General features: G+C 70.2%; 9 protein-coding genes and 1 pseudogene. 2 read left to right on the top strand and 8 right to left on the bottom strand.

What is annotated here, in order from left to right; translation table 11 throughout:
• Positions 1-80 precede the first annotated feature (80 nt).
• Positions 81-815, bottom strand: a complete 735-nt coding sequence (locus tag AB0B35_RS35760) for an FCD domain-containing protein (protein ID WP_361054420.1) — start codon at positions 813-815, stop codon at positions 81-83.
• Between the two features lie 98 nt (positions 816-913).
• On the opposite strand from AB0B35_RS35760, the gene manD reads away from it, so the two are divergent.
• Positions 914-2137 carry a D-mannonate dehydratase ManD gene (gene manD, locus AB0B35_RS35755; protein WP_361054417.1) on the top strand — a complete coding sequence of 408 codons (1224 nt, stop codon included), beginning with the start codon at positions 914-916 and terminating at the stop codon, positions 2135-2137.
• Positions 2127-4259: an alpha-glucuronidase gene (locus AB0B35_RS35750; protein ID WP_361054414.1), complete on the top strand. Its 2133-nt coding sequence runs from the start codon at positions 2127-2129 to the stop codon at positions 4257-4259. The genes manD and AB0B35_RS35750 overlap by 11 nt, the downstream gene beginning before the upstream one ends.
• Before the next feature lie 121 nt (positions 4260-4380).
• Here the strand turns inward: AB0B35_RS35750 and AB0B35_RS35745 are convergent, their stop codons facing one another.
• From AB0B35_RS35745 to AB0B35_RS35715, 7 genes and pseudogenes are all read right to left on the bottom strand, one after another.
• Positions 4381-5364, bottom strand: a complete 984-nt coding sequence (locus AB0B35_RS35745; protein ID WP_361054429.1) for a beta-galactosidase trimerization domain-containing protein — start codon at positions 5362-5364, stop codon at positions 4381-4383.
• A 120-nt stretch (positions 5365-5484) separates the two neighbouring features.
• A pseudogene (locus tag AB0B35_RS35740) lies at positions 5485-5878 on the bottom strand (beta-galactosidase); the annotation flags it as partial.
• Entirely contained in the window at positions 5875-6564 is a 690-nt protein-coding gene (locus AB0B35_RS35735; RefSeq protein ID WP_361054411.1) for a hypothetical protein, read from the bottom strand. The gene AB0B35_RS35735 and the pseudogene AB0B35_RS35740, both read right to left, overlap by 4 nt.
• An 87-nt stretch (positions 6565-6651) precedes the next feature.
• A complete protein-coding gene (locus tag AB0B35_RS35730) occupies positions 6652-8202 on the bottom strand; it encodes a xylan 1,4-beta-xylosidase (RefSeq protein ID WP_361054408.1) in 1551 nt (516 codons plus the stop codon).
• A 66-nt stretch (positions 8203-8268) separates the two neighbouring features.
• Positions 8269-9903 carry an extracellular solute-binding protein gene (locus AB0B35_RS35725; protein ID WP_360528735.1) on the bottom strand — a complete coding sequence of 545 codons (1635 nt, stop codon included), beginning with the start codon at positions 9901-9903 and terminating at the stop codon, positions 8269-8271.
• Positions 9904-9953: 50 nt separating this feature from the next.
• The gene (locus tag AB0B35_RS35720; protein WP_361054405.1) at positions 9954-10841 is read right to left on the bottom strand and encodes a carbohydrate ABC transporter permease; all 888 of its coding nucleotides are present in this window, start codon (positions 10839-10841) and stop codon (positions 9954-9956) included.
• The gene (locus AB0B35_RS35715) at positions 10838-11830 is read right to left on the bottom strand and encodes an ABC transporter permease subunit (RefSeq protein ID WP_361054402.1); all 993 of its coding nucleotides are present in this window, start codon (positions 11828-11830) and stop codon (positions 10838-10840) included. The genes AB0B35_RS35720 and AB0B35_RS35715 overlap by 4 nt, the downstream gene beginning before the upstream one ends.
• Between the last annotated feature and the right edge of the window lie 11 nt (positions 11831-11841).

The following is an 11841-nucleotide window of genomic DNA, read 5'->3' as shown; positions in this document are numbered from 1 at the left end:
TTCTTACGGCCCTGCGGAACCCGGCCGGCGCGGATCTCGAACACTGCAACCCCTGAAATGATCAGGTGTTGCAACGACGCCTAGAACCCAAGGCGTTGTGAAGGTGCCCTTCCTTCGACTTCGGGCAGCTCGTCGTGGATCTGCTGGGTGAGGGCGGTCATCGCGTCGCGGGCGCGGTCGGCGTCGCGGCGCTGGATCGCCTGGGCCACGTCGGCGTGCAGTGTGAGCGCCCGGCGGTCGGGATGGACGGGCATGAGGTGGTAGTGGTGGCGGCCGGTCAGCGACTCGGCGACCAGTTCGTGCAGCCCGGCGAACATCTCGTTGCCGGAGTGCAGCAGCACCCGCCGGTGGAACTCTATGTCGGCGGCCAGGAAGCCTGCCTCGTCGCCGGATTCGGCCGCCGCCCACAGCTTCGCGGCGAGCGCGACCAGTTCGGCCGCGTCGGTCGGCGACGTGCGCTGTGCCGCGAGCAGGGCCGCCTGCGGTTCGACGGCGGCGCGCAGTTCGGTCAGCGAGCGCAGCTGCGCCAGCCGCTGGTCGGAGGCCAGCCGCCAGCGGATCACCTGCGGGTCGAAGACGTTCCAGTCGGCGGCGGGGCGGATCCGGGTGCCGACCCGGCGGCGCGCCTCGACCAGGCCGAGGGCGGCCAGCACCCGCAGCACCTCGCGGACCACCGAACGCGACACGGCGCACCGCTCGACCAACTCGTCGACGGAGAGCACGGTGCCGGGCGGGAACGTCCCGCCGCAGATCGCGACGCCGAGTTCGTCGAGCACGCGGGAGTGCAGCCGGGACGCGGCGGGTGGGGTGTCCATCCCATACAACATACCAGTTTGTGGGTTGGCCTTGATTACGTCTGATTTATGGGCCTAGCATCGCTGGTCGGCCCGGAACCGTCCTGAAAGGGCACCTCGTGAAGATCGTCGCCGCGGAAGTCATCGTCACCAGCCCCAGCCGCAACTTCGTCACGCTGAAGATCACGACGGAGGACGGGATCACCGGCCTGGGCGACGGCACGCTCAACGGCCGCGAGCTGTCCGTCGCCTCCTACCTGACCGACCACGTCGTGCCGCTGCTCATCGGCCGCGACGCCCACCGCATCGAGGACACCTGGCAGTACCTGTACCGTTCCGCCTACTGGCGGCGCGGCCCGGTCACCATGGCCGCCATCGCCGCCGTCGACGTCGCCCTGTGGGACATCAAGGCCAAGGCCGCCGGGATGCCGCTCTACCAGCTGCTCGGCGGCGCGTCCCGCAACGGCGTCATGGCGTACGGGCACGCCTCCGGCCGCGACCTGCCCGAGCTGTTCGACTCCGTGCGCAAGCACCTCGCGCTGGGCTTCAAGTCGATCCGCATCCAGACCTCCGTGCCCGGCATCAACGCCGTCTACGGCGTCGCCGCGCAGACCGAGGGCGAGCGCTACGACTACGAGCCCGCCCAGCGCACCCCGCTGCCCGTCGAGGAGGACTGGGACACCCGCGCCTACCTGCGCCACCTGCCCGGCGTGTTCGAGGCCATACGCAACGAGTTCGGGCCCGAGCTGCCGCTGCTGCACGACGGCCACCACCGGATGACCCCCATCCAGGCGGCCCGGCTCGGCAAGGACCTCGAACCCTACGACCTGTTCTGGCTGGAGGACTGCACCCCGGCGGAGAACCAGGAGGCGCTGCGCCTGGTCCGGCAGCACACCACCACCCCGCTGGCGATCGGCGAAGTCTTCAACACCGTCTGGGACTACCAGACCCTGATCCGCGAACAGCTCATCGACTACGTGCGCAGCGCGGTCACCCACACCGGCGGCATCACCGCCATGCGCAAGCTGCTCGACTTCGCCGCGCAGTACCAGATCAAGTCGGGCATCCACGGGCCGACCGACATCTCCCCCGTCGGCATGGCCGCCGCGCTGCACCTGGACCTGGCCATCCACAACTTCGGCATCCAGGAGTACATGCAGCACAGCCCGCTGACCGACGAGGTGTTCCGGCAGTCGTTCACCTTCACCGACGGCCACCTGCACCCCGGCGAGCAGCCCGGCCTCGGCGTGGAACTCGACGAGCAGGCCGCCGCCCGTTTCCCGTACGTGGCCGCGTACCTGCCGGTCAACCGGCTCAAGGACGGCACCGTCCATGACTGGTGACGCCGTACATCCGGTCTGGCTGCCCGACGAGGTGTGGCGGGCCGTCGGATCGCGCCGCGTCCTGGTCCGCGCAGACGGGCCGCTCGCGCAGACCGTCATGTGGGAACTCACCCGGGCCGTCGACCACCACGGTGGCAGCCTGCAGGACGACCCCGCGATCTTCGGCGGCGTGGGCGATGACGGCAGAAACGGCCGGTTCGACCTGGTGCTGGCGCTGACGGATGCGGACGGCCTGCCGGATGCGGCAGTGCCGGTGCGGGCAGAGCTGGACCATCGCTCAGGCCGGGGCACGCTCGGCGCGGAAGGCTTCGCCATCGCCCGGCGCGACGGCGTCACCGTGGTCCTGGCCGACGGTGCGGCGGGGCTGCTCTACGGACTGTTCCACGTGGTCCGGCTCGGCGCGGCGGCGTTCGGCGCGGCGTCGGCGATCGACGTGCACCACCCGGTGACGGCGCGGCGGATGCTGAACCACTGGGACAACATCGACACCCACCCGGTGATGGGCCAGGTCGAACGCGGCTTCTCCGGCGGCTCGATCTTCTGGCGCGACGGCCGGCTGACCGGTGAGCTGGACCGGATCCGCGCCTACGCCCGGCTGCTGGCCTCGGTCGGCGTCAACGCGATCACCGTCAACAACGTCAACGTGCACGCCACCGAGGCGCACCTGCTCACTGACCGGCTCGGCGACGTCGCGGCGCTCGCCGAGGTGCTGCGGCCGTACCACATCCGGGTGCACCTGTCGGTGAACTTCAACTCCCCCGTCGCGCTCGGCGGCCTGCCCACCGCCGACCCGCTCGACCCCGACGTGCGGGCCTGGTGGGCGGAGACGACCCGGCAGGTGTACGCGGCGATCCCCGACTTCGGCGGCTATGTCGTCAAGGCCGACTCCGAGGGGCAGCCCGGCCCGTTCGGGTACGGCCGCACCCACGCCGAAGGCGCGAACACCCTCGCCGCCGCACTGGAACCGTACGGCGGCGTCGTGCACTGGCGCGCCTTCGTCTACGACCACCGCCAGGACTGGCGCGACCGCTCCACCGACCGGGCCCGCGCCGCCCACGACCACTTCGCGCCGCTCGACGGCCGCTTCGCCGAAAACGTGATCCTGCAGGTCAAGCACGGCCCGATCGACTTCCAGACCCGCGAGCCGGTGTCCCCGGTGATCGCCGCCATGCCGGGCACCCACCTGGCCGTGGAACTGCAGGTCACCCAGGAGTACACCGGCCAGCAGCGGCACGTGTGCTACCTGGGCCCGATGTGGAGGGAGGTGCTGTCGTTCACGCCCTGGGGCGCGATGGGGCCGACCGTCGCCGAGGTCGCCTCCGGGGTCGCCCACGGCGACGAGCGCGCCGGATCCGGCCGGCGGCCGTCCGGGCAGGGCGGCCTCGTCGCCGTGTCCAACGTGGGCGATGACCGGTTCTGGACCGGCCACCCGCTCGCGCAGGCGAACCTGTACGCCTTCGGCCGCCTCGCCTGGAACCCCCTGCTCGACCCGCTCACGCTCCTCGACGAGTGGATCGACCTCACCTTCACCCCGGCCGCGACCGCCGACCCCGACCTGCTCCGCCGGACCCTGCACGAGGTCATGGACGGCTCGTGGCACACCTACGAGTCCTACACCGCACCGCTGGGCGTCGGGTTCATGGTCCGGCCCGGCAGCCACTACGGCCCCGACGTCGACGGCTACGAATACACCCCCTGGGGCACCTACCACTTCGCCGACCGCGACGGCATCGGCGTCGACCGCACCCGCGCCACCGGCACCGGCTACACCGGCCAGTACCCGCTGCCCTGGTCGGACGTCTACGAGTCGCCCGCCTCATGCCCCGACGAGTTGCTGCTGTTCTTCCACCACGTGCCCTACACCCACGTGCTGCGCAGCGGCACGACGGTGATCCAGCACATCTACGACACGCACTTCGCCGGTGCCGAACAGGTGGCGCGGATGCGCTCGCGGTGGGCGCGGCTGGGTGACGCGGAACTGGTCGCCCCGGACGTGGACGCCCGGATCCGCGAGCGTCTCGACGAGCAGGTGCGGTGCGCGCAGGAGTGGCGCGACCAGATCAACACCTACTTCTACCGCAAGTCGGGCATTCCCGACGCCCACGGCCGTCGCATCCACTGACTACGTGCTGATGATCCGTTTTTGTGGAACGCTGGACGCCCCCATGGGGGCATCCAGGCGTCCACAAAAACGGATCACCGCGAGCGGGGCATGCCCACCGGCGGCACCCGCACCCAGTGGATCACAGCGAGTCGTCGCACCGGATCACCATGACGCCCGCAGGATCGAGGACCAGCGGCTGACCGCGCGACATCCGCTCCCCGGTCAGCAGGTCGAGACCGGTCGCGCAAGCGGCCACCTCCGCCGGGGCCGTCGCATGGTTGAGCAGGAACAGCAGCCGGGTCCCGTCCGGAGCGACCCGCACCGCGGCCTCCAGGTCGGGCACGTCGGCGTACGGCCCGAGCAGGTCGTGCCGGGCCAGCACCTGCCGCATCACCCACGACACGCCGTCCTGCTCCAGCCCGGCGGCGACGTACCACCCGTGCCCGGCCCCGAACGTATTGCGGGTGACGGCGGCCGTGCCCGCGCAGAAGTCCGCCCGGTATGTCCCGACGATCTCGGCCCCCTGCGGGATGACCAGCTCGAACACGTTGTCGTCCTCGTCGACCCGCCCCGACAGGAACGTCGTCACCACCGAGCCCCCTCGCGCCGCGACCATCTCCAGCCGCTGCGCCAGATCACCCTTGACCATGTGCAGCGCGGGCGCGACGACCACGTCGTAGCCGCTCAGGTCGGCGGTCACCGCCACCACGTCCACATCGGCCCCGGCGTCCCACAGCGCCCGGTGGTAGGCCCGCACCACCTGCTGGTAGCGGACCAGCCGCGACGGGCCGTCGGAGATCTCCAGCGCCCACCAGCTGTCCCAGTCGAACAGCAGCGCCACCCGGGCCGGGGTCCGCGCGCCCAGGCTCACCCCACCCAGCCGGTCCAGTTCCGCACCGAGCTGCGCGACCTCACCGAACACCCGGGTGTCGGCCCGGCCCGCGTGCCCGATGACCGCGCCGTGGTACTTCTCGCTCGCGCCCCGCGAGGCCCGTAGCTGGAAGTACAGCACCGCGTCCGCGCCGTGCGCGACAGCCTGCCAGCTCCACAGCCGGTTGATCCCGGGCCGTTTCAGCGGGTTGACGTCCCGGCAGGCGGTGAAGCTCGGGGTCTGCTCCATCAGCCAGAACGGCTGCCCGTCCTTGAGCCCGCGTATCAGGTCGTGGGTCAGCGCAGGCCCCGCCGTACTCGTTGCCGACGTGCCAGGCGACCACGGCCGGGTTGGCGGCGTACCGGGCGGCGATGCGGCGGGCCAGTTCGGCCGACAGCCGCCGGAACACCGGTGAGCTGGGGCAGGAGTTGTGGCGCTGGCCGAACCGGTGCCGCCGGCCCTCGAAGTCGACGCGCGTGACCTCGGGGTGGGCGCGGGCCAGCCAGGCCGGGTGCGCGCCGGTGCCGGTCGCCAGGCACACCGCCCGGCCCTCGGCGGCGGCCCGCTCGACGATCGCGTCGAGGGTGGTGAAGTCGTACACATCAGGCGCGGGCTGGGTCAGCGCCCAGGTGAACACGCCGACGGTGACGGTGTCGACGCGCGCGAGGTCGAACAGCTTGTGGTCCTGCGCCCACACGTCATGCGGCCACTGCTCGGGGTTGTAGTCGCCGCCGTAGGGGATCTTGTTCGTGACAGGCAGGGTCATGCCGTGAACTCCGTCCCGATCTGGCCGGTCATCGGGCGGCAGTTGCGCAGCAGCACCAGGACCAGCACCGCGCCGAACAGGCTGAGCACCGCCTCGGACAGCAGCACGGTCAGCCCGGCCGCCGCGACGAGCACGCTGAGGTTGCCGAGGGTCACCGCGGGCCGGCGGACGAGGAAGTACGAGGCGAGCCGGGCGGCGTCGCGGACCCGGAACTCGAACAGTGACGTGATGACCAGCAGGTTCGTCGCCCACAGGGCCGCGACGACGGCGAGCACGACCAGCAGCGCCGCCCACCAGCGGGGCACGGCCGCGGCGTCGAGGTGGGCGAGGTTGACCGCGACGACGGCCAGCCACAGCAGCAGCGGAGCCCAGACCCGCAGCACCGGCCCGGCGTTGAGCCGGTAGCCGCGCCAGAATGCCGACGCGGGCGCCAGATCGGCCAGGTCGGCCCGGTGGTGGTGCAGTGTGTACAGGGCGGCGGACACGGCCGGGCCCAGTGGCAGCGCGCAGGCCGCGAACAGCGGGATGTTGCTGGCGTCGCGCGCCAGCAGCACCAGCGGCACCAGGCCCGGCAGCGTGGTCAGCAGGAGCAGCAGCTCCACGACGAGCAGGCTGTAGACCAGCGCTGCGGCTCGCGACAGCAATCCTTGCCCGAACCGGTTCGCGGCCTGTGCGGTGCCGTTCATGCCGGCTCCCCGTGCTCGCGAGCCTGCTCAGCCGCAAACGGGCCGTGGTTGCCCGCCGGTTCGGTGAGGTGTGCGCGATCGCCGCGGTCACTCATCCGCGCTCCTTCCCGAGGGCTGCGGGGCCGGGCGGGCCAGGCCGAGCAGGCGGTTGTCGTCCCACCAGGGCGGGGTCTCGTCGACGACCGGGGTCAGCTCGACCAGGGTCACCTCGTGCCGGGCCAGCACCAGGTCCAGCTCGACGCAGCCGCCGACACGCGGCAGGCTGCGGTGGCTGCGCCCCGGTTCGGCGGCCTCGTACAGGTCGGCGAGCTGCCGTGAGCCGGGTGAGGCCGGGCGGCCCATCTCGCACCAGGCCGCCCAGGCGTTGCCGGCCTCCTCGCTGACCGACGAGCGGCTCAGGTACACCGACGCGGTGCCGAGCCCGCCGATCGGGATCGACAGGCGCACCGTGTGGCCGTCGACGGGCGGGCCGCCGGTGACATCGACCGGGGCCCAGGCCAGCACGGTGACCCGGCCGGTGTCGTCGCGGGTCACCAGGTGGTCGCCGCCGCGGCTGAGCACGTGCTCGCCCATCCGGGCCATGAACGCGTACAGGTGGTAGGTGGGTTTGCGGATCTGCCGATGGGTGAGCAGCCCGAAGCCGCCGTGGAACAGCGACGTCGGCACCCCTGCCTCCTCGAACATGTCGGAGAACGTCCAGTACGAGAACGAGTCGACCAGGTCGCCGCCGTTGGCCAGCACCGGCGCGAGGTACGCGGCGTGCAGGGCCGTGTCGTGCACCGGGTTGTCGGGCCGGTAGGAGGAGTTGAACTCGGTGATGTGCACCGGCAGCCCGGCCAGCCCGGTCGCGGCCAGCAGCTCGCGCGGGGTGGCGAACTGCTCCAGCAGCCGCTCCGCCGGGGCCAGGGTCTGGTGCACCCCGAACGGCACGTGCTGGGCGGGCCCCGAGGTGTACGCGTGTTTGCTGACGAAGTCGCAGGGCACCCCGCGCCCGTCGACGAACTCCGCGAACGGGATCAGCCAGTCGTCCGCCCCGGGTGAGATCGCCGGCCCGCCGACCTGCAGTGACGCGTCCACGGCCTTGACTGCGTCGGCGCTGACCTCGTACAGGCGGTGGTAGGCGTCGCGGTCGGCGCCGGCCCAGAACTCCTTGAGGTTGGGCTCGTTCCACACCTCGATCGGCCAGGTCCGCACCTGCTCGATGCCGTACCGGTCGACCAGGTGCGACACGGTCGCCCGGACCAGGTCGGCCCACTGGTTCCAGGAGCGGGGCGGGGTCACGTTGCCGGCCCACCAGAACACGGTCTGCTCGCCCGAGGCCAGGCCGGCGGGCATGAAGCCCAGTTCCAGGAACGGGCGGATGCCAAGGTCGAGGTAGGCGTCGACGACCTGGTCGACGTACGTGAACGCGTAGCGGGTGCGGGTCGCGCCCTGGTACTCGTACGGCCGGTACACCCCGACGCCGTCGGACAGCAGGCCGTGGCCGCGGATGTGCCGGAAGCCGATGTCGCGCTGGATCATCGCCAGCGAGTCCTGGTAGTCGCGCCGCAACGCCAGCTCGAACCGACCGGTGCCGACGCAGAGACGCCAGGCGTCGGACAGGCGGCCGGAGGCGGCCTCGGGTACGTGGATGCGCATGGCGGTTCCTCCGCGTCGGTGCGAACGGCCCGGCCGCGCCGGCGCGCGACCGGGCCGGGACTCGGGTCAGCCCCGCTGCTTGGCGAAGCGGTCGTACGCCTTGTTGACGAGCTCGATGTAGGCGTCCATGTTCTTGGCCTTCAGCTCGCCGACGTAGGCGTCCCATTCGGACAGGTCGCGCTGGCCGAGGATGAATTTCAGCGTCATCTGCGCGACGTGGTCCTTCAGCGGCGTCTCCCACAGCGTGGCCTGCTCGGCCTCGGCGTCCTCGTACGGGTGCGGCGGCGGCACGGGCAGGATCTTCCGGGCGTCCATCGCCTTCTGGTACTCCAGCTCCTCGGCCGAGAACGTCGACTGCAGCAGCGCGGTGGTGCCACCGTAGGCGAACACGCCGTTGCCGAAGCCGAAGTCCTTCTGCAGGTGCTTGGTGGCGGTGGGGTTGAGCTTGACGTAGTCGACGTCGGGCGCGAGCGTGAACTTGCCCGAGGCGTCCTTGTTGTAGGTGGTGCCGGGCACGCCCCACTTGGCGAACTCCTGGCCCGCGTCGGAGTAGTACAGCCAGTCGATGAACTGCATCATCGCGACGAAGTTCTTGCTGTCCCGGGCCTTCTTGGAGATCATGACGCCGTTCTCCAGGCGGCTGCCGGCCTTGACCTCGCCGGCCGGGCCGGTCGGCTGCGGGATCTTGACGATGGTGGCCTTGGGCTGGGTCTGGGCCATCGTCGGCCGGTACTTGTTGACCAGCTCCTGCGCGTTGGCGCTGATCACGAAGGACTTGCCGGTGGCGAGCTTCTGGATGGCGGTGTCGTCGTCCTGGGTGAAGCTCTCCGGGTCGAGCAGACCCTCCTTCACCAGCTTGTTCAGGTAGGTGACCATCTGCTTGTAGCCGTCGGTGGCGCCGGTGAAGACGAACTTCTTGGCATTGGCGTCCCAGTAGTCGTTGCGGTAGCCCCAGCCGCCGTTGGTGCTGAACGCCTGCGACATGTAGTTGAACAGCGAGCCGCCGGGCGTGGGCTTGCTCCACCGGTCCGACATCGGGTACTGGTTCGGGTACGCGGCCTTCATCGCCTTGAGCATCGTGTACACCTCGTCCCAGGTCTTGGGCACGGTGAGGTTGAGCTGGGCGAGGATGTCGGTGCGCACGCCGAGCGAGTAGTCGGTCCACACGTTCTCGTGCAGGCCGGGCAGCAGGTAGAACTTGCCGTCGAGCTGGCGCAGCTGGTCGATGTCAGGCTGCAGGTTCCACTTGGCGATCTTGTCCTTGAGGTTGGGCATCAGGTCGAGGTAGTCGCTGACCGGCAGGATCGCCCCCGACGCCACGAACGGCGTCTCCTGGCCCGGGTAGGTCTTCGGGATGATCAGCGGGGCGTCGCCCGCGCCGATGAGCAGGCTGCGCTTCTGCTCGTAGTCCGACAGCGGCACCGCGGTCGGCGTCAGCGTGACGCCGGTACGTGCGGTCAGCTCGGACCAGAACAGCCACTCGTTCTTGAGCGGGTAGTTCGGGTGGTTGTTGTACAGGATCGAGAAGTTCAGCGCCTCGGTGGCCTTGAACTGCGAGTTCACGCCGTAGTCGGCCATCGCGCCGACGCGGTTGCCGGACAGGTCCTCGGAGGTCGGTTCCTCGCCGGTGCACCCGGCGAGGGACACGGCGAGCAGCGCGGCCGCGAAGGCCGCGACGCGTCTGCGGGAGCGGGTAGCCATCAGAAATCGCCTTTCCGGTCGATAAGTGGAATGTGCTACTTGCAGCCGGTTCACCCCTTGACCGCCCCGAGCATCACGCCGGACACGAAATACCTCTGGACGAAGGGGTAGACCAGCAGGATCGGCACGACGGTGAGCACGATCGTCACGGCCTGGATGTTGGCCGCCACTTGCAGATCCGCGTCGGCTGCGCCGACGGAACCGGCCCCGGTCGCGCCCGCGATGAGATTGCGCAGGTAGACGGTGACCGGGAACAGTTCCGACTGGTCCATGTAGAGGAAGGCCGAGAACCACGAGTTCCAGAACGCCACCGCGTAGAACAGCACCATCGTCGCGATCATCGCCTTGGACAGCGGCAGCACGATGCGCCACAGGATGCGGTAGGTGTCCAGGCCGTCGACGGCGGCGGCCTCCTCCAGCTCGGTCGGCATGGACTCGAAGAACGCCTTCATGACCAGCAGGTTGAACACGCTGATCGCGTTGGGCAGCGCGATCGCCCACACCGAGTTCTTCAGCCCGAGGCTGGTGACCAGGATGTAGTTCGGGATCAGGCCGCCGGAGAAGAACATGGTGAACACCGCGACGCCGACCAGCGCCGAGCGGCCGCGCAGCTGCCTCTTGGACAGCACGTACGCGTAGCAGGTGGTCAGGGTGATCGCGACGGCGGTCGCCACGACCGTGTAGAAGACGGTGTTGCGGTAGTTGGCCCAGAACATCTCGTCGGCCATGACCAGCTGGTACGTGTGCAGGTTGAACCCGCGCGGCACCAGGCTGACCTGCCCGGCGCGGATGTAGGCCTCCTGGCTGAGCGAACGCGCGACCACGTTGACGAACGGGTACAGCGTCACGATCACCACGAGGGTCAGCACGACCGCGTTGGCGGCCTGGAACACCCGGTAGCCCCGGGTCACCCGCATCCGCCGGGGTTTGCCGGTCACCACAGGCTCGTCCCCACCGCGCGGCGGGCGATCAGGTTGGCCGTCAGCACCAGCGTCAGGCCGATGACGGCCTCGAACAGGCCGATCGCGGCGGCGTAGCTGAAGCTGTTGGACAGCACCCCCATCCGGAACAGGTACGTGGAGATCACGTCGCCGGTGGGGTAGGTCAGCGGGTTGTACAGCAGCAGGATCTTCTCGAAGCCGACCGCCATGAACGTGCCGATGTTCAGGATCAGCAGTGTGATCATCGTCGGGCGGATGCCGGGCAGGGTGACGTGCCAGGTCTGCCGCCACCGGCTGGCCCCGTCGATGCGGGCCGCCTCGTACAGGTCGGAGTCGATCGTGGTCAGCGCGGCCAGGTAGAGGATGGTGCCCCAGCCGACGGTCTGCCACGCCTCCGAGGACACGTAGATGGTGCGGAACCACTCGGGCTGCTGCAGGAACGGGACCGGGTCGCCGCCGAACGCCCGTACCACCTGGTTGACCGTGCCGTCGACGGACAGCAGCTGCATCACCATCGCGGCGACGATCACGACCGACAGGAAGTGCGGCAGGTAGGACACCGACTGCACGAAGCGCTTGAGCCGGCGGCTGGTCAGCTCGTTGAACAGCAGCGCCAGCACGATCGGCAGCGGGAAGCAGACGACCAGGCTCAGCACGCCCAGGACCAGGGTGTTGGTGAAGACGTTCCAGAACGTCGGGTCGTTGAGGAACATCTCGACGTAGCGCAGACCGACCCAGTACTCCCCGAGCGGGTTGCCGCCCGGGGAGAACTTACGGAAGGCGATGACGTTGCCGATCATCGGCAGGTAGCGGAACACCGCGAAGAACAGCAGCGGCAGCACCGCCAGCGAGTACAGCTGCCAGTCCCGGCGCAGCGCCCGCCGCCAGGTCAGCCGCCGGGGACGCAGCGGCGGCGCGGGCTCGGGCGGCGGTCCGCCCACGTCCGGCGCGGACCGCGGCGGGTCCAGCGTCCCGGGCACGCTCATCGGAGAACCTC

The organism is Catellatospora sp. NPDC049133, from assembly GCF_040648455.1.
GTDB lineage: Bacteria > Actinomycetota > Actinomycetes > Mycobacteriales > Micromonosporaceae > Catellatospora > Catellatospora aurea.
The sequence above is the reverse complement of the archived record's forward strand: the minus strand, read 5'-3'. Positions and strand labels throughout refer to the sequence as shown.